Here is a 17,800-nt window from a genome sequence, read left to right as displayed (position 1 = left end):
AGTGCGCGGGGACAATGCGGCGCGGAGGGCAGGGATGGGCAGGCGGGCGGCGATCATCGTCGGGGCGGCGCTCTGCGCCGTTGCCGGCCTGTCCGCCTATATCATGCTGGCGCGGGCGGAGCCGGGGCCGGCCTATCGCCTCGCCCGCGTGGAGCAGGGGCCGCTGGTCAGCGCCATCACCGCCACCGGCACGATGAGCGCCCTGGTGACGGTCGAGGTCAGCTCCCAGCTGTCCGGCCAGATCGCCGAGCTTTACGCCGATTTCAACAGCCGGGTCAGCAGCGGCCAGATCCTCGCCCGGCTGAACGGCGACCAGCTGGCGGCCCGGCTGGCCCAGGCCGGCGCCGACGTCGACTCATCCCGGGCCTCGCTGGTGCAGCAGCAGGCGCTGCTCGACAAGGCGCGCGCCGACCTTGCGAGCGCCAAGGCGAGCGTCGCCAACACCGATGCCCAGATCCTGCTTGCCGACCTCGCCCAGCGCGACGCCGAGCGCGACCTGCGGCGCCGGCGCGACCTGCAGGGCCGCGGCGTGGTCGCCGCCGCTGATCTGGAGAAGACGGAAACCGCTGCCCACAGCGCCCAGGCGCAGCTGGTCGCATCCCGTGCGCAGAAGCGGCAGGCGGAAGCGGCGGAGGCCTCGGCCGCCGCGTCGCTTGCGGTCGCCGCCGCCCAGGTCGACGTCGCCCGCGCCCAGGTGGCACAGCGCGAGGCGGCCCTGCAGCTGGTCCGCGTCGACCTGAACCGCTCCGTCATCCGCTCCCCCATCGACGGCGTCGTCGTCAACCGGGCGGTCAGCACCGGCCAGACGGTCGCCGCCAGCCTGTCGGCCCCGACCCTGTTCACCATCGCCCAGGATCTGCGGCAGATGGAGGTTCTCGCCAACATCGACGAGGCCGACATCGGCCGGGTGAAGGAGGGGATGCCGGTGCGTTTCACCGTCAACGCCTTCCCCGGCGACAGCTTCAGCGGGCGCGTCGCGCAGGTGCGGCTGGCGCCGAAGGAGGATTTGACCGTCGTCACTTACATTGTCGTCATCACGGTGGAGAATCCCGACCTGCGGCTGCTGCCGGGCATGACCGCCAACCTGCGCATCACGGTGGACGAGCGGTCGGCGGCGGTGAAGCTGCCCAACGCCGCGCTGCGCTTCCGCCCGCCGAGCGCCGGGCCGGGCATGGACGCCCCGGCGCCGACCACCGGCGGTGCCGACGGCGGGCGCGGTGCCGCGGCGCTGGAGGCCGCCGCGAAGCGGGTGATCGACGGGCTCGCTCTCGACGAGGGCAGGCGCCGCGACATCGCCGCACTGGTGGCCGAGGCACGGGAGCGCTTCGCCGCGCTCGATGCCGAAGGGGGCGATCCGGAGCGCCGCCGGGCAGAGGCGAACGCCATCCGCATGGCGGCGCTGGAGCGGATGGCGGCCCTGCTCGACCCGGCGCAGCGCGACCGCTTCGACGCGCTGGCCGAGCCCGGCCGGAGCGCCGACGCCACGCGTACGGTGTGGGTGCCCGCTCCCGGCACCGGCAGTCCGGTCGGCGTGCCGGTGCGGCTCGGCATCGGCGACGGCAGCTTCACCGAGCTGGTGTCCGGCGATCTGCACGCCGGCCAGGAGGTCATCACCGGCATCCTGCCGCCCGACCGCGACAGCCGCCGGGGGCCGCGCCTTGGCTTCTGAAGGGCATGGCGGCCCGCCCCTCATCGCCGTGGACACCCTCAGCCGCCGCTACCGCATGGGGCCGCAGACCGTCCATGCGCTGGACGGCGTCACCGTCGCCATCGGCCGCGGCGAGTTCGTGGCGGTCATGGGGCCGTCCGGCTCGGGCAAATCGACCTTCATGAACCTGCTGGGCTGCCTGGACCGCCCCGATTCCGGCCGCTACCGGCTGGACGGGCAGGAGGTCGCCGGCCTGTCGTCCGACGCGCTGGCGGCCTTGCGGAACCGCAGCATCGGCTTCGTCTTCCAGTCCTTCAACCTGCTCGCGCGCCAGACCGCGCTCGCCAACGTGATGCTGCCGATGGTCTATGCCGGCGTCGGCCCTGCGACACGGGCGGAACGGGCGCTGGCCGCGCTGGAGTCGGTGGGCTTGCGCGAACGGGCCGGGCACCGGCCGACCCAGCTCTCGGGCGGCCAGCAGCAGCGCGTCGCCATCGCCCGCGCGCTGGTCAACGAGCCGCTGCTGCTGCTGGCCGACGAGCCGACGGGCGCGCTCGACAGCGCCACCAGCCTGGAGATCATCGCCCTGTTCCAGCGGCTGAACCGCCGCGGCATCACCGTGGTGCTGGTGACGCACGAGCCGGAGGTGGCACGCTTCGCCGGCCGCGTCCTGCATTTCCGCGACGGCCGCCTGATCGGCGACGTCAGCCAAGCCCCGGAGATTGCGGTATGACCGATCCGGAGATGGCGGTATGACCGCCTGGGACGCCTTCCGCGCTGCGCTGGAGTCGCTGCGCGCCAACCCGCTGCGCAGCGCGCTGACCATGCTCGGCATCGTCATCGGCGTCGCCGCGGTGATCGCCATGGTCGCGGTCGGTGCCGGCGCGCGCGATCAGGTGCTGCGCCAGATCGCCAGCCTGGGCACCAACCTGATCATGGTCGGGCAGGGCAGCATCGTCCGCAGCGGGGTGAAGCTCGGTGCCGGCACCGCATCGTCGCTGACCGAGGACGACGCGCTGGCGGTGTCGGCGGAGATCCCCGGCGTGGTGGTGACGGCGCCGTCGGTGCGCTGGGGCCTGCAGATCGTCGCCGGCAACCAGAATTGGGGCAGCGTGCTGTTCGGCGTCACCCCCGACTACATGGACGCCCGCGACTGGACGCTGGCGATGGGCCGCGGCCTGTCGGATGAAGATGTCGCGCAGGCCAACAAGGTGGTGGTGCTGGGCCGGACGGTGGTGCGCACTCTGTTCGGCGGCGGCGACCCCATCGGCGAGCCGGTGCGCATCTTCTCCACGCCGCTGACCGTCGTCGGCGTGCTGGAGGAGAAGGGCCAGAACACCCAGGGACAGGACCAGGACGATGTCGTCTTCGTGCCGCTGTCGACCGCCAAGCGCAACATCCCCGGCATGGCCAAGAGCAACCCGCGCTTCATCCATACCATGGTGGTGAAGATGCGCGACGGTGCCGACATGGCCGAGGTCCAGATCCAGATCCGCGACCTGCTGCGCCAGCGCCACCGGCTGATCCCCGGCCAGGACGATGATTTCTGGATGCGCGACCTGTCGGAGGTTTCGGCGACGCGCGACGCCTCCTCCCGCGCACTGTCCTTCCTGCTGGCGGCGGTGGCGGCGGTGTCGCTGCTGGTCGGCGGCATCGGCATCATGAACATCATGCTGGTCTCGGTGACCGAGCGGACGCGGGAGATCGGCCTGCGGCTCGCCGTCGGGGCCCGGCGGCGCGACATCCTGGTGCAGTTCCTGATCGAATCGACCACCCTGTCGCTGATCGGCGCCGCGGTGGGCGTGGCCCTGGGCATCGCCGCCGCGATGGGGGTGGCGATGCTGGCCGGCTGGCCGACGCTGATCCGGATCGATTCGGTGGTGCTTGCGGTTGTGGTCAGCGGGCTGGTCGGCGTGTTCTTCGGCCTCTACCCGGCGCGGCGGGCGGCGCAGCTCAACCCGATCGAGGCATTGCGGCACGAATAGCCGTCCGGTCGGCGCCGGCGTCGCCATCCAGCAGCACGAGCGTCGCACCGCTGCGCGCCAGCCGCAGCGCCAGCCGCCCCACCCAGGCGGCCTCCCGCGGCACGGCGAGCAGCAACGGCTGCCGCTCCGTCAGCACCCGGGCCAGCGCCAGGAACGAGGTCGCGGCATGCCGCTTGCCGAGATCGATCTGCCCGACAGCGGGGTCGAGCGCCGCCCGCAGCGGCCCGCCGCCCGTCGGCGCCACGACATCGACCGCAGCACCCGCGCGCAGCAGGTCATTGGCGAGCCCGACCGCAGCGACCCGGTCGGGCCGGTCGCCGAGATCGGGCAGGAAGAGGGCGATGCGGAGCGGAGCGGCGGCGAGGGACGGCAACGGACGGACCTTGTTGGATGGTGAAACCGGATGGGGTGAGCGACCGAACGCCGCATGGCGGCAGGCAGGATGGAGAAAGACCGGAAAACCGGTGCGCCGTTCGCTTGCCGTGGGCGTGGCGTTCGTGTATCTCACAACGCGGCGACGGGGCGTAGCGCAGTCTGGTCAGCGCGCCAGTTTTGGGTACTGGAGGCCCCCGGTTCGAATCCGGGCGTCCCGACCATCGCCGAGGCCAAGAACCGTGTCCCAGCCGGAGCGCCGGGACGCATGGGCAGACATTTGGGGGAGACGAGCGAGCCATGAACGTCCGGATCTATCAGCCGAGCAAGACGGCCATGCAGTCCGGTCGCGCCAAGACTCACCGCTGGATTCTGGACTACGAGATCGAGACCCCGCGCCGTCCGGAGCCTCTGATGGGCTGGACCAGTTCGGGCGACACGCTGAACCAGGTGCGCCTGTCCTTCGAGACGCGTGAGGAGGCCATCGCCTTCGCGGAGCGCAAGGGCTTCGACTACACCGTGCAGGATGCTCCCGTCCGCCGTGTCCGTCCGCGCAACTACGCCGACAATTTCCGCACCGACCGCCCGCGCTTCTGAGCGTGGCCGGGGATCGGGATAAGGCCCCATAGCTCAGTTGGATAGAGCAGCCGCCTTCTAAGCGGCAGGTCGTTGGTTCGAATCCAACTGGGGTCGCCATCTCGGAAAATGACTGAAATTTTAAGCGTTTAGAGACCTTCAGCACACATATTTTGCATACACATCGAAGGCGCCGCGGATAGTGACCGCGGCGCCTTTTCTGTTTGGCTAGCGGTTCCGGTTGAACCGGTTAAAGCCGTTCGCGATGATTGCTCCCCACAACACCCCGCCATGAAGGCGGAAATAGGGCTTTGAAGCAGGGCGTTGTCAGGTAGTGGCTCACAGCTGCATTCACCAGCGCTACTGTCAGCGTCGCGACAAAGCCGCCGCTGGACGCAAATCTATATGGACTTGTGACGTTGCGTATAATTCTCCCCGGTTGCGCATTGCGCACGCTGGCGAACTGTAGATTAGTTCGCTCCATGGATGCATAATTTGAGCAGTACAATCTGCCTTGAGGAAGCTGTGACAGGAGCGAAAACGTGTCGGAGAACCAACCAGTAGACCCCACAGGCGGTTGGGCTAGAGCTACTCACGCTTTGGCCGTGTTCGGTAAAGAGGCACTAGACACCGGCCGGGCTATTGGTCGCTTTGTGGCGGCCCCTACAGGTGAAGTGGTGGGGATGCTTCATGACCACCTGAAAGTCGTTCGGTTCGAGCGTCAAGTTCGGCTCTTGGATCGAGCAGCCGAATTTATGGCTGAACGTGGGAAGGCTGGGCCAGATAGAAAGATACCGTTGAATGTAGCACTTCCTTTGCTCGAGGCGGCTACACTTGAAGAGGATAATGACCTGCAGGATTTGTGGGTACGCCTGTTAGTTAATGGCACTGACGGCGATCGGCCCGATGAGATTGAGCGCTCCTTTGTCTCTATCTTGCGCGATATGTCCCGGTTAGACGCTGAAATCCTACAGAAGATTGGAGACGCGGATAATGGGACGGGCGTCTGGACGGCGGAGCTTCCAGAACTCGCTATCTCTTATCGGAGAGGGAGTGAAAGGCCGGCGGAGAAGCAAGAGCCGAGTGACGATGTCAACATCAGCTTAAGCAATCTCACGCGCCTGGGTGTGATTGACCCCACCGCAGGGTTTGGCGGTCCAATGTCCCGTGGATTGGTGCGGCTAACGCCGCTAGGCCGTGCGCTCTTGCGAGCAGTGTCGGCCTAAATCTGAACTTTTCAGCCACAGCGCATTTAGCAAAACGGCTTCCCGGGTTTGAGATCACCGCGTCGGTCCCCTCCAACGGGGGCGCCATCTCGGCAAGCCATTGCAGAACAAGGCGAAGCCCGCTTCGGCGGGGCTTATTGATCATGCCCCGAGGAGTGGTGTAGGATCTGGGTCGCTCATCAGGTTCTCCGGCCGGTCTGGCCGGATGGTCAGGCGGCCACAGCGGGCAGGCTGACGATGGGATCATCGCCGAGCGGGGCGATGGTTTCCAGCGTCATGTAGCGTGCCCGCTGAACGGCCCATTCATCGTTTTGCTCCAAGAGGATGGCGCCGATGAGCCTCGTAATCGCTTCCTCGTTGGGAAATATGCCGACAACCTCGGTGCGCCGCTTGATCTCGCCGTTGAGACGTTCAATCGGGTTTGTCGAGTGGAGCTTGGCCCGATGCTCCCTGGGAAAGGTCATGTAGGCCAGGACGTCTTCTTCCGCCTCGTCCATCAGGGTGGCCAGCTTCGGCAGCTTGGCCCGGACCTGATCGGCCACTTGCCGCCACTGCGTGCGAGCAGATGCCGCATCGTCCTGGGCGAAGGCCGTGGCGATGAAGGCCGCCACGACACGGCGTCCGCTCTTGCCGGCGTGGGTGAGCGCTGTCCTGGAGAAATGGACCCGGCACCTTTGCCACGTCGCCTGGAAGACCCGGGTGACGGCGGCCTTGATGCCGCCATGGGCGTCGGAGATCACCAGCTTGACGCCGCTCAGACCACGGCGCTTGAGCTTGCGTAGGAACTCGATCCAGAAGGTTTCCGCCTCGGACGGGCCGATGTCCATGCCCAGCACCTCGCGCCGGCCGTCGGTGTTGACCGCCACCGCGATGGTCACGGCGACCGAAACGATGCGTCCGTTCTGGCGCACCTTCACGTAGGTGGCATCCAGCCACAGGTAGGGCCAGTCGCCCTCGATGGGACGGCCGAGAAAGGTCTTAACCCGCTCGTCGATCTCGGCGCACAACCGACTGACCTGGCTCTTGGAGATGCCAGACATTCCCATGGCCTGGACCAGATCGTCCACCGAGCGCGTCGAGATGCCCTGGATGTAGGCCTCCTGGATCACCGCCGTCAGCGCCTTCTCAGCCATCCGCCGCGGCTCCAGAAAGCCGGGGAAGTAGGAGCCCTTGCGCAGTTTGGGAATGCGCAGCTCGACGGTGCCGGCTCGAGTTTCCCAGTCGCGATCGCGATAGCCGTTGCGCTGAACCAGTCGCTCGGCCGACCGTTCGCCATGACCGGCGCCGGTCAGGCCCTGCACCTCCAACTCCATCAGCCGCTCGGCAGCAAAGCCGATCATCTCGCGCAGAACATCGGCATCCGCGCCCTTCTCAAGCATCGCGCGAAGCGCCATCATCTCGTCGGTCATCGTGGTCACCCTTCGGTCGGGTTGAGGTGTGGTGACCAGACTCTATCGAAGAACCGCGATGACCGCCCCGCTATGGATAACCGGCCCGCCTACGCCAGCCATCGGAGGGCGCTACGGCGGGCCGGTTCCCCACAGCTCCTACACCACCCCGTGGGGCACGACCGGCTTATTGCGTTGACGTGATTAAATTCTGGATTCCTGGTCCATTTTTTTGGCGGGTTGACGCTGGAATTTACGCTAACGGTTGGCATGACGTGATGTTGGCGTACTCCCAAGCCGCCATATGCGGCCCGTAGAGCCGCCTGAAGCATTCAGGTGCCCCGTCCTAAACACCTCGGAGATCCTGATCTACGGGGCCTCCCAGACCCTTCGCCTGTGGCTGTGGTGCCGCGTCCCGGGCAGGCGTGCGGCTTTGCCCCAAAACGTTCCCCGGAACGCCGAAGGGGTCGCGGAAGCGACCCCTTGAGGAAGGCTAAGACCTTGAATTGGTTGGTGATCCGGGTGGGATTCGAACCCACGGCCACATGATTAAAAGTCACGTGCTCTACCGACTGAGCTACCGGATCATCCTTGCAAGGCGGTGGGGCAACCGACCCCCGCCGAAGGTGGGCGCACCATAGAAAGACGCGCGCGAAAGGTCAACCATGGGCTTGATGGCAAAGGCAGGAAATCGCCATCAAGCCCAACACCGGGCCACTCAGGTCTGGTTGGTGATCAGTGCCGTGCCGTTGCCGGCTTCCAGCGCAAAGCGTTCGGCCAAGCGTTCCGCCACACGGGCCGAAACGAAATGGCGGATGTCACCACCGAGCCGACCGATCTCCTTTACGAATCGAGACGAGATGAACTGATGCTTTTCCGACGACATCAGGAAGATCGTCTCGACCTTCGGGTTCAGACGCGCGTTCATCCCCGCCATCTGGAATTCATATTCGAAGTCCGAGACGGCGCGCAGGCCGCGGATGATGACCCTGGCATTCATCTCGATGGCGAAATGCATCAGCAGATTGTCGAACGCCCGGACCTCGATGCTCGCGCCGGCGGCATTCAGCCCTGCCACATCCTCGCGGACCATGGCGACCCGCTCGTCGGTGGAGTAGAGCGGGCCCTTGCCGGCATTCCGCGCGACGCCGACGATCAGGTGGTCGACCTGACGGGCGGCGCGCTGGATGATGTCCATGTGACCGTTGGTGATCGGATCGAAGGTGCCGGGATAGACACCGATTCGACGACCCGTGCTGGTCTCGGTCTGGCTGGTCGCCATGGAGATATTCCTTTACGCCTGTCCGTTACTCGTTCGGCACGGCCGGGCCGCCGGCATCGCCGCCGGTCCCGACACCGCTTTCACCGGTACCGTTCTCGGTCATGCCGCTCTCGCCCACGCCGTTTTCACCGGCACTGTTCTCGCTGCCGGGTTCGGCGTCTTCCTCGGCGATGGTGGCGACGGACACCACGCGTTCGTCCGCGCCGACGCGGAACAGCGTGACGCCCAGCGTCTTGCGGCCGGCCACCCGCACATCATGCAGCGGCATGCGGATCACCTGGCCGCCATTGGTCACCATCATCACCTGATGGGTCGATTCGACCGGGAAGGCGGCGACGATCGAGCCGTTGCGCTCGCCCATCTCCATGTTCCAGATGCCCTGGCCACCGCGGCCGGTCACCCGGTACTCATAGGAGGAACTGCGCTTGCCATAGCCCTTGTCCGAAACGGTCAGGATATATTGCTCCAGCCGCTTCAGCTCCTCGTACCTCTCCGGCGTCAGGGTGACGGATTCGGCGGACACCTCGTCGGCTTCCGGCGCTGCCTCGCCCTCCATCTCCAGACCTTCGTCGCGCTTCATCTTGAAGAAGGCGGCGCGCTCGGCAGCGTCGGCCTCGACATGGCCGAGGATCGACAGCGAGACGACCTCGTCCCCGTCGGCGAGCCGGATGCCGCGCACACCGGTCGAGGTGCGGCCGGCGAAGACGCGCACGTCGTCCACCGCGAAGCGGATGCATTTGCCGCCGCGGGTCGCCAGCAGCACGTCGTCGGTTTCCGAGCAGGTGTGGACGCCGATCAGCCGCTCGCCCTCCTCCTCCAGCTTCATCGCGATCAGGCCGTTGGACCTGATGTTGGCGAAGTCCGACATCCGGTTGCGGCGGATGTTGCCCTTGGAGGTGGCGAAGACGACATGCAGGTCGGCCCAGGCCGCCTCGTCCTCCGGCAACGGCAGGACGGTGGTGATGGTATCGCCGTCGACCAGCGGCAGCAGGTTGACGAAGGCCTTGCCGCGCGCCTGCGGGTTGCCCAGCGGCAGGCGGTAGACCTTCAGCTTGTAGACCATGCCGCGGTTCGAGAACAGCAGCAGCGGCGTGTGGGTGTTGGCGACGAACAGGTCGCTGACCGCATCCTCCGCCTTCATCGACATGCCGGACCGGCCCTTGCCGCCGCGCTTCTGCGCCCGGTACGTGGACAGCGGCACGCGCTTCACATAGCCGGACTGGCTGACGGTGACGACCATGTCCTCGCGCTGGATTAGGTCCTCGATGTCGGCCTCGAACTCCAGATCCTGGATTTCGGTGCGGCGCGGGTTGCCGAACCGCTCCTTCATCTCGACCAGTTCGTCGCGCAGGATCCCCAGCAGCTTCGGCCGGTTGGCGAGCGTGGCGAGGAAATCGGCGATCTGGTCGGTGACGTCGGTCAGCTCGGCGCCGATCTTGTCGCGCTCCAGCCCGGTCAGCCGGTGCAGGCGCAGATCGAGGATGGCGCGAGCCTGGACCTCCGACAGGCGGTAGGTGTTCTGTGGGCTGACGCCGCGGCCCGGCTCGTCGATCAGCTCGATCAGCGGGCCGACGTCGTGGACCGGCCATTCGCGGGTCATGATCTCCTCGCGCGCCCACACCGGATCGGGGGCGCTGCGGATCAGCTCGATCATCGCGTCGAGGTTGGCGACTGCCACGGCCAGACCGACCAAGGTGTGCGCCCGCTCGCGTGCCTTGCCCAGCAGGAACTCGGTCCGCCGGGTGATGACCTGCTCGCGGAAGCGGACGAAGGCCTCGATGATCTGCTTCAGCGTCATCAGCACCGGCCGGCCGCCGTTCAGCGCCAGCATGTTGACCCCGAAGGAGGTCTGGAGCTGGGTATGGCGGAACAGCTGGGCCAGCACGACGTCGGGCACGGCGTCGCGCTTCAGCTCGACCACCACGCGCACGCCGTCGCGGTCGGATTCGTCGCGCAGGTCAGAAATGCCCTCGATGATCTTGTCGTTCACGACCTCGCCGATGCGTTCCATCAGCTTGGCCTTGTTGACCTGATAGGGGATCTCGGTCGCGATGATGGCGGTGCGGTCCTTGCGCACCTCTTCGAAATGGGTCTTGGCGCGCAGGATGACCGAACCGCGCCCCTGCATCAGCGCCGCCCGGCTGCCCGACCGGCCCAGGATCAGGCCGCCCGTCGGGAAATCGGGGCCGGGGACGATCTCCAGCAGTTCCTCGTCCGAGACGTAGGGGTTGTCGATGTAGGCGCAGCAGGCGTCGATCACCTCGCCCAGATTGTGGGGCGGGATATTGGTCGCCATGCCGACGGCGATGCCGCCGGCGCCGTTCACCAGCAGGTTCGGGAAGCGGGCCGGGACGACGGTCGGCTCGCGGCCCGAATCGTCGTAGCTTGCCTGGAAGTCGATGGTGTCCTTGTCGATGTCGTCCAGCAGCGCTTCCGCCGCCTTGGCCAGACGCGCCTCGGTATAGCGCATCGCCGCCGCCGGATCGCCGTCCATCGAGCCGAAATTGCCCTGGCCGTCGATCAGCGGCAGGCGCATCGAGAAGTCCTGCGCCATGCGGACCATGGCGTCGTAGATCGCGCTGTCGCCGTGCGGGTGGTATTTACCCATCACGTCACCGACGATGCGCGCCGACTTCTTGTAGGGCTTGGTCGAGTCGTACCCGCCCTCCTTCATCGCGTAGAGGATGCGCCGGTGAACCGGCTTCAGCCCGTCGCGGACGTCGGGCAGGGCACGGCTCACGATCACGCTCATCGCGTAGTCGAGATACGATTTCCGCATCTCGTCTTCGATGTTGATCGGCGCGATGTCGGAGGCGGGAGGAAGGGGCGTATTGATCAAGCAGGACACTCGTTCTTCAGTTGCGCCGCACCGGATAGCCCGGGGGCCTCAAGCGGCGGACGCTGGCCTGGACGGCCGAAGGTTTTGCCCAGAAAATATAGCAACTCTCGCAATTGCACACAACGATTCGGGCCGGAAGAGCCTGGTCAAGACGTTGGTCAGTGCCGGCTCAGACGTGCGAAGCGCAGCGACAGGATCGTCACCGATACCACACTGGCGATCAGAATCCCCTCGAAAAGCCCGTGCGGGCCGTGGCCGAGGCCGAAGACCAGGAACGCCGACACCGGAATCATCACCACCGCATAGGAGAAGAAGTGCAGGGCGGTCGGAACCCAGGCGTCGTGCCGGCCGCGCAGCGCGTTGGCCATCACCGTCTGGCCGCCGTCGGCGATCAGGATCCAGGCGGCGAAGGCGATCAGCGGCACCACCGCTTCCAGCAGCTCCGGATCGTTGGTGTAGATGGCGCCCAGCGCTTCCGGCAGGCTGCGGTAGAGGATGCCGACGCCGGCCAGGATGGCGCTGGTGACGCCCAGCCCGGTCCAGCCGGCCAGCGCCATGTCGCGGCGGTCGCCGCGGCCATAGGCCACACCCACCCGGACCGCCGTCGCCGACGCCAGCCCGACCGCCGCCATGAAGGGCAGGGCGGTCAGGTTCAGCCCGACGGTGTAGGCGCCCAGCGCCAGCGGCGAGATCATGCCGGCGAACAGGCCGAGCGCGGCGAAGGCGCCGCTCTCCACCCCGATGCTGAGCCCGGCGGCATAGCCGAGATTGCGCTGGCGCCGCGCGCCGCTCCACCAGCCGGCCACCGGCCGGCGCAGCTCCCACCGGTCATGGTCGCGCATCCACCAGACATAGGCGACCAGACCCAGCCCCATGCCCCAGCGGACGATGGTGGTCGCCCAGGCGGAGCCGACTGCGCCCAGCGGTTCCAGCCCCATATGCCCCCACACCAGCGCCCAGGCCAGCGCGGCATTGACCAGGTTGCCGATCACCATCGCGACCATGCCGGGCAGCGGGCGCTTGACCCCCTCCAGGAAGAAGCCGGTGGTGATGTAGAGCATCATGCCCGGCGCGCCGAGCCCCAGCACCGCCAGCACATGGGCGCCGCCCGCTGCCATGTCCGGCGTCTGCCCGCCGGCCTGGAACAGCGGGTCGCCCAGCAGCGAAACCAGCGCGAACAGCACGCCCAGCAGCAGCGCGTAGGGCACCGACCGCCGCCACGCCCGGCCGCATTCCGCGTCGGAGCCGGCGCCGAAGGCATGGGCGGTTATCATCACCGTGCCCATCAGCAGCCCGACTCCGGTGCCGACCATGATGTTCCCGGGCAGGTGGGCCAGCCCGTAATAGGCCAGCTCCTGCGCCGAGAATCGGCCGACGATGGCGGTATCGACCGCCATCATCACCATCAACCCGGCGCGCGAGACGATGACCGGCGCCGCCAGCCGCAGCAGCTCGCCGATATGGACGGCAAGGCGCGCGCGCAGCGGCTCGGGGGCGGGCAGGGTGGCGGTGCTCATGGGACTGGACCGTGGGGCAGCTATGGAGACGGATGGCGACCGGTGGATTTGGCGCCGCCGGAGCGTAGTGCCTGACCGGAAATCAGGCAGGCTGCGCAAAAGCCGGTCATCTTGACCGGTCGGCGTACCGCGTCAAGGCTTTCGCAGCGCCTGAATGGACGGTTGCGCTCCACGCATGGCCCGTTGCCGCCAGGCGGAACCAACCCGCCGCCGCCCCGTTGTCAGAAAACAGCCCCGTTGTTGGTAACGGAAGCGAACGACGCACGGACCGGTACGCACCCACCTCACCCCCTTGACCGGAGAGACACCATGCAAAACGCCAAGCACCGTGCCCGGCAGCGCGCTGCCGCCCGCGCCGTTCCGTTTCCCGCGCGTGAGATGGTGCTCCTGACTTTCCTGGCCGCCCTCGCGGCGATGCTGGCCGGCTGCAACACCGTGGAGGGCGCCGGGCAGGATGTCCGTGCCGGCGGCCGCGCCATCGAACGGGCGGCCGATTGAGCGCCATCCGACTGACCGCCATCCGACCGGGGCTCTCTTCCCAGAATCTTCGGACCAGCAGGAGTTTCCGCATGAGCGAACCGCAGAAGCCGTCCACCCCCGGCGAGATCCCGCCGCCGTCGAACCCTAATCCGCCGCAGCCCGACCGCCCGACCACGCCGGATCCCTATCCGGTGCCCGAGAATCCCGGCATCCTCCCGGAAGTGCCGCCGCCGGCCGACGAGCCGATGCCCGGCATGCCGAATCCGACGACGGCATGAAAGCCACGGCATAAGCTGCGGGGCGGGGGAGCGGCTGCGAAGCCGCCCCCTCAAACCGCCTCGGGCGCCGCCTCCACCGTCGCGACCGTCGCCAGGATCCAGCTCTCGATCCGTTCCGCCACCGCTTGCCAGTCCCGTTCCAGCATCATCGCATGGCCCATGCCGGGCATGAACACCGGCTGGGTGCCCAGCGCCATGGCGGTGGCGACCACCTCGGCATGCGGAAACAGCATGTCCTCCGCGGCCCCCAGCACCAGCACCGGGGTTTCGCGCGGGGGCAGAACGGGGAAGGGGATCCAGCCGCCGATGTCCATCAGGACGCGGCGCGATTCCTCCTGCAGATAGGATTCGTATTGCGCGGCCTCGGCCGCCGGCATCGCGTCGGAGAACATGGCCCGGCGAATCGCCGCCGGGTCGATGGCCTTCTCGCCGAAGCTGGTCAGCATCGCCATCTGCTGGAACACGTAGGGCGAGCGCCAGGCCAGCCCCATGGTCGAGGACCACAGCCCATGGGGCGGGGCGGACGCCATCAGCACGCCGCCCGGAAAGCGCCGCTTCGCCAGCGCGCGCTGCACCACCATGCCGCCCATCGAATGGCCGATCAGCAGCGGCGGGGCCGACAGCCGGTCCGCCGCCTCCAGCACGTCCTCCACATAGTCGGCGATGCCGAAGCCGTGCAGCCGGTCGCGCCCTTCGCTGCCGCCATGGCCGCGCAGCGAGACGGCATGCGCCTCCCACCCCCGTTCGGCAAACCAGGGCAGGAACTTGGCGTCCCAGATCCAGGCCCCGCTGAAGGCGCCATGGACGAACAGCAGCGGCGGAGCCTTCGGCGTGCCGGCGGGACGGCGGCTGATGATTTCCAGGTTCGACATCGGATCGCCGATTGTGATTGTGCGTTGCGGCAAGGATGGGTCGCCGGTCCGCGCCTGTCCAGCCGCGGCGGCGGCATCCCTGCCACTCGTCTGGATTCGCCGCCTGGACTTGCATCATTTGACGCCACCGGCCCGGTTTGCGACAGTCCGCCCGCGCAAGCGCCCTCAACGCCACTCCGGAGACGGCCCGTGCCGAAACAGCCGCCAAATCCGACCGTGCCGAATCCGCCAATCATCGACCCCGCGGCCCTGACCGCCGAGACCGGCGCCACCGACTATCCGCAGCCCTTCCGGGCGCAGGTCGCCGGGCGGCACCGGGTGGCGCTGGGCGATCCGCTGGGGCTGACCAATTTCGGCGTCAACCTGACCCGGCTGGCGCCCGGCGCGTCCTCCGCCCTGCGCCACTGGCACAGCCGGCAGGATGAGTTCGTCTATGTCGTCGAGGGTGAGCTGACCCTGGTCACCGATGCGGGCGAGACGCCGCTGACCGCCGGCATGTGCGCCGGTTTCCCGGCGGGGGTTGCCGACGGCCACCGGCTGGTCAACCGCGGCGACCGCCCGGCCAGCTATCTGGAGGTCGGCGACCGCAGCCCCGGCGACGCCATCGACTATTCCGACGAGGACATGGTCTGGCGCGACGGCGCCTATGTCCACCGCGACGGGACGCCCTGGTGATGGCGGGAGTGATGGCGGGGCTGATGGCCGGCGACCTCACGCTGGTGCTGGGCGGCGCCCGCTCCGGCAAGAGCCGCTATGCCGAGGGGCTGGTCACCGCGCTCGGCGGCCCGCGAGTCTACATCGCCACCTCCCAGATCTGGGATGCCGAGATGGCCGAGCGGGTGGCGGCGCATCGCGACGACCGCGGCCCCGGCTGGACGACGGTGGAGGAGCCGCAGGACCTGACCGGCGCGCTCCGCCGCCACGCCGCCGAGGGCACCGGCCTGCTGGTCGACTGCCTGACCCTGTGGCTGACCAACCTGATGATGGCGGAGGCCGACATCGCGGCGGAGACGGCGGCGCTGGTGGCGCTGCTGCCGGAGTTGCCCGGCCGGGTGGTCCTGGTCTCCAACGAGGTCGGGCTCGGCATCGTGCCCGACAACGCGCTGGCGCGCCGTTTCCGCGACCATGCCGGCCGCCTGCATCAATCCATCGCGGCCGTCGCGCCGCGCGTCGTGCTGACCGTCGCCGGTCTGCCGATGTACGTGAAGGGAACCCCCGCATGACCGACACCCCGGCCGCAGACGACACCGGAGACGATTTCGAGGCCAACCGCCGCCATGCCGAGAAGATGAAGCGGCGCAAGGCGTTGCAGGAGCGGACCCTTGCTTCCAAGACGCTGGAGAAGGGCCTGCTGATGGTCCACACCGGCAAGGGCAAGGGCAAGTCGACCGCCGCCTTCGGGCTGATGATGCGCGCGGTCGGCCACGGCATGCGCGTCGGCATGGTGCAGTTCGTCAAGGGTGCCTGGTCCACCGGGGAGACGGTGGCGCTGGAGCGCTTCGAGGATCTGGTCGATTTCCACACGATGGGCGAGGGCTTCACCTGGGACACCCAGGATCGCGCCCGCGACATCGCCGCCGCCGAGGCTGCCTGGGCCAAGGCCAAGGAGCTGATGGACGACCCGCGCTATCGCCTGATCGTGCTGGACGAGCTGAACATCGTCCTGCGCATGGAGTATCTGCCGCTCGACGAGGTGCTGGCGACGCTGGCCGCCCGCCGGCCCGACCTGCATGTCTGCGTCACCGGCCGCAACGCCAAGCCCGAGCTGATCGCCGCCGCCGATCTCGTCACCGAGATGACCCCGGTCAAGCACCCGTTCGAGGCCGGGGTGAAGGCCCAGGCCGGCATCGAGTTCTAAAGCCGTGCGGTCGCGGGCGATCATGCTGCAGGGCACCGGCTCCGACGTCGGCAAGTCGCTGCTGGTGGCCGGGCTGTGCCGGGCGCTGGTGCGGCGCGGGCTGGCCGTCCGGCCCTTCAAGCCGCAGAACATGTCCAACAACGCCGCGGTCACGGCCGACGGCGGCGAGATCGGCCGCGCCCAGGCGCTCCAGGCCCGTGCCTGCGGCGTGGCGCCCAGCGTCCACATGAACCCGGTGCTGCTGAAGCCGCAATCCGACCTCGGATCCCAGGTGGTGGTGCGCGGCGTCGTGGTCGGCACCGCCCGGGCCGCCGACTATCAGGCACGCAAGCGCGAGCTGCTCGGCACCGTGCTGGACAGTTTCGGGCGGCTGAGGGCCGAGGCGGACATCGTGGTGGTGGAGGGGGCCGGCAGCCCGGCGGAGGTCAATCTGCGGGCCGGCGACATCGCCAACATGGGTTTCGCCACTGCCGCCGACGTGCCGGTGATCCTGGTCGGCGACATCGACCGCGGCGGCGTGATCGCCAGTCTGGTCGGCACGCACGCCCTTCTTCCAAAGGATGAACAGCAGCGGATTCATGGCTTTCTCATCAACAAGTTCCGAGGCGATGTTCGCCTGTTCGATGAAGGGCTGCGGGTGATCGAGAGGCACACCGCATGGCGCGGATATGGCGTGGTGCCCTGGCTTGGCGAGGCGGCGACCCTGCCGGCGGAGGATGCGGTGGCGCTTGACCGTCCGCGCCTTGCCGGCGGCGGCGCCTTGCGGGTCGCGGTGACGATGCTGCCGCACATCGCCAATTTCGACGATTTCGACCCGCTGTCGCAGGAGCCGGGGGTTGCCCTGACCATGGTGCGTCCGGGGCAGCCGCTGCCGGGCGATGCCGATCTGGTGATTCTGCCTGGCACCAAGACGACGATTGCCGACCTCGCCTTCCTGCGGGCGCAGGGTTGGGACATCGACCTGCTGGCCCACTGGCGCCGCAGCGGCCGGGTGCTCGGCATCTGCGGCGGCTACCAGATGCTGGGCCGCCGCATCGCCGACCCCGACGGCATCGAGGGGCCGCCGGGCGAGGCCGCCGGGCTCGGCCTGCTCGACGTCGAGACGGTGCTGAAAGGCCCGAAGGTGCTGGAGGAGGCCCGCGGCAGTGACCGCCGCACCGGCGAGCCGGTCGCCGGCTACGAGATGCACATGGGCCGCACCGAGGGACCGGACCGGGCGCGTCCGGTGCTGGAACTGGCGGGCGGCATCACCGACGGCGCCGAGTCGGCGGATGGGCGGGTCGCCGGCTGCTATCTGCATGGGCTGTTCGGCGCCGACGGCTTCCGCGCGGCCTATCTGCGCGGTCTGGGCGGCCGGTCGGACCTCGCCTATGGCGTCGCGGTGGAACGGGCGCTGGACGCCATCGCCGAACGGCTGGAAGGCGTGGTCGATGTGGACGGGCTGCTGGCGGTGGCGGAGGGGGCGTAGCCGGGCGACCG

General features: G+C 68.2%; 17 protein-coding genes and 3 tRNA genes. 13 read left to right on the top strand and 7 right to left on the bottom strand.

Features of this window, described 5'->3' with window-relative positions; all coding sequences use genetic code 11:
• Positions 1 to 34 precede the first annotated feature (34 nt).
• From AL072_RS12875 to AL072_RS12865, 3 genes are read left to right on the top strand one after another with little or no spacing between them, the layout of a single operon-like run.
• Positions 35 to 1,669: an efflux RND transporter periplasmic adaptor subunit gene (locus AL072_RS12875; protein ID WP_045582222.1), complete on the top strand. Its 1,635-nt coding sequence runs from the start codon at positions 35 to 37 to the stop codon at positions 1,667 to 1,669.
• Entirely contained in the window at positions 1,659 to 2,381 is a 723-nt protein-coding gene (locus AL072_RS12870) for an ABC transporter ATP-binding protein (protein WP_281178639.1), read from the top strand. The genes AL072_RS12875 and AL072_RS12870 overlap by 11 nt, the downstream gene beginning before the upstream one ends.
• Before the next feature lie 19 nt (positions 2,382 to 2,400).
• Positions 2,401 to 3,633: an ABC transporter permease gene (locus AL072_RS12865; RefSeq protein WP_045582223.1), complete on the top strand. Its 1,233-nt coding sequence runs from the start codon at positions 2,401 to 2,403 to the stop codon at positions 3,631 to 3,633.
• On the opposite strand, the gene AL072_RS12860 is transcribed toward AL072_RS12865, so the two are convergent.
• On the bottom strand, positions 3,602 to 4,006 hold the full coding sequence (locus AL072_RS12860; RefSeq protein ID WP_045582224.1) for a hypothetical protein: 405 nt from the start codon (positions 4,004 to 4,006) through the stop codon (positions 3,602 to 3,604). The two genes, AL072_RS12865 and AL072_RS12860, sit on opposite strands and share 32 nt — an antisense overlap.
• 145 nt (positions 4,007 to 4,151) lie before the next feature.
• On the opposite strand from AL072_RS12860, the gene AL072_RS12855 reads away from it, so the two are divergent.
• The 4 genes from AL072_RS12855 to AL072_RS36265 all read left to right on the top strand — a co-directional run bounded on the left by AL072_RS12855 (position 4,152) and on the right by AL072_RS36265 (position 5,807).
• Positions 4,152 to 4,229 (top strand) — tRNA-Pro (locus tag AL072_RS12855).
• 76 nt (positions 4,230 to 4,305) lie between these two features.
• Positions 4,306 to 4,602 (top strand): ETC complex I subunit, encoded by a 297-nt coding sequence (locus tag AL072_RS12850; protein ID WP_045582225.1) that lies wholly within the window; start codon positions 4,306 to 4,308, stop codon positions 4,600 to 4,602.
• Positions 4,603 to 4,624: 22 nt separating this feature from the next.
• A tRNA-Arg gene (locus AL072_RS12845) sits at positions 4,625 to 4,701 on the top strand.
• Between the two features lie 563 nt (positions 4,702 to 5,264).
• Positions 5,265 to 5,807 carry an Abi-alpha family protein gene (locus AL072_RS36265; RefSeq protein WP_082108945.1) on the top strand — a complete coding sequence of 181 codons (543 nt, stop codon included), beginning with the start codon at positions 5,265 to 5,267 and terminating at the stop codon, positions 5,805 to 5,807.
• A 209-nt stretch (positions 5,808 to 6,016) separates the two neighbouring features.
• Here the strand turns inward: AL072_RS36265 and AL072_RS12840 are convergent, their stop codons facing one another.
• The 5 genes from AL072_RS12840 to AL072_RS12820 form a co-directional block, all read right to left on the bottom strand.
• Positions 6,017 to 7,216: an IS256 family transposase gene (locus AL072_RS12840; RefSeq protein ID WP_045582226.1), complete on the bottom strand. Its 1,200-nt coding sequence runs from the start codon at positions 7,214 to 7,216 to the stop codon at positions 6,017 to 6,019.
• Positions 7,217 to 7,706: 490 nt separating this feature from the next.
• Positions 7,707 to 7,782: transfer RNA gene (locus AL072_RS12835), tRNA-Lys, on the bottom strand.
• A gap of 131 nt (positions 7,783 to 7,913) precedes the next feature.
• Positions 7,914 to 8,477, bottom strand: coding sequence for a pantetheine-phosphate adenylyltransferase (coaD, locus tag AL072_RS12830; RefSeq protein ID WP_045582227.1), 564 nt, complete (start codon positions 8,475 to 8,477; stop codon positions 7,914 to 7,916).
• A 25-nt stretch (positions 8,478 to 8,502) separates the two neighbouring features.
• Entirely contained in the window at positions 8,503 to 11,316 is a 2,814-nt protein-coding gene (gyrA, locus tag AL072_RS12825) for a DNA gyrase subunit A (RefSeq protein WP_045582228.1), read from the bottom strand.
• Between the two features lie 158 nt (positions 11,317 to 11,474).
• Positions 11,475 to 12,833 (bottom strand): MATE family efflux transporter, encoded by a 1,359-nt coding sequence (locus AL072_RS12820; protein ID WP_045582229.1) that lies wholly within the window; start codon positions 12,831 to 12,833, stop codon positions 11,475 to 11,477.
• 309 nt (positions 12,834 to 13,142) lie between these two features.
• On the opposite strand from AL072_RS12820, the gene AL072_RS35300 reads away from it, so the two are divergent.
• On the top strand, positions 13,143 to 13,331 hold the full coding sequence (locus AL072_RS35300) for an entericidin A/B family lipoprotein (RefSeq protein ID WP_045582230.1): 189 nt from the start codon (positions 13,143 to 13,145) through the stop codon (positions 13,329 to 13,331).
• 71 nt (positions 13,332 to 13,402) lie between these two features.
• The gene (locus AL072_RS12810) at positions 13,403 to 13,591 is read left to right on the top strand and encodes a hypothetical protein (RefSeq protein ID WP_045582231.1); all 189 of its coding nucleotides are present in this window, start codon (positions 13,403 to 13,405) and stop codon (positions 13,589 to 13,591) included.
• A 50-nt stretch (positions 13,592 to 13,641) separates the two neighbouring features.
• On the opposite strand, the gene AL072_RS12805 is transcribed toward AL072_RS12810, so the two are convergent.
• Entirely contained in the window at positions 13,642 to 14,463 is an 822-nt protein-coding gene (locus AL072_RS12805; RefSeq protein ID WP_045582232.1) for an alpha/beta hydrolase, read from the bottom strand.
• A gap of 216 nt (positions 14,464 to 14,679) precedes the next feature.
• On the opposite strand from AL072_RS12805, the gene AL072_RS12800 reads away from it, so the two are divergent.
• From AL072_RS12800 to AL072_RS12785, 4 genes are read left to right on the top strand one after another with little or no spacing between them, the layout of a single operon-like run.
• Positions 14,680 to 15,138 carry a cupin domain-containing protein gene (locus AL072_RS12800; RefSeq protein ID WP_045582698.1) on the top strand — a complete coding sequence of 153 codons (459 nt, stop codon included), beginning with the start codon at positions 14,680 to 14,682 and terminating at the stop codon, positions 15,136 to 15,138.
• A complete protein-coding gene (cobU, locus tag AL072_RS12795) occupies positions 15,138 to 15,686 on the top strand; it encodes a bifunctional adenosylcobinamide kinase/adenosylcobinamide-phosphate guanylyltransferase (RefSeq protein ID WP_245636681.1) in 549 nt (182 codons plus the stop codon). Before AL072_RS12800 ends, cobU begins: the two co-directional genes overlap by 1 nt.
• Positions 15,683 to 16,321, top strand: coding sequence for a cob(I)yrinic acid a,c-diamide adenosyltransferase (gene cobO, locus AL072_RS12790; RefSeq protein WP_045582234.1), 639 nt, complete (start codon positions 15,683 to 15,685; stop codon positions 16,319 to 16,321). Before cobU ends, cobO begins: the two co-directional genes overlap by 4 nt.
• Before the next feature lie 22 nt (positions 16,322 to 16,343).
• A complete protein-coding gene (locus AL072_RS12785) occupies positions 16,344 to 17,789 on the top strand; it encodes a cobyric acid synthase (protein ID WP_045582699.1) in 1,446 nt (481 codons plus the stop codon).
• The last annotated feature ends 11 nt before the right edge of the window (positions 17,790 to 17,800 follow it).

The organism is Azospirillum thiophilum (genome assembly GCF_001305595.1).
GTDB classification, from domain to species: domain Bacteria; phylum Pseudomonadota; class Alphaproteobacteria; order Azospirillales; family Azospirillaceae; genus Azospirillum; species Azospirillum thiophilum.
This window is presented reverse-complemented; position numbering and strand designations above follow the sequence as displayed.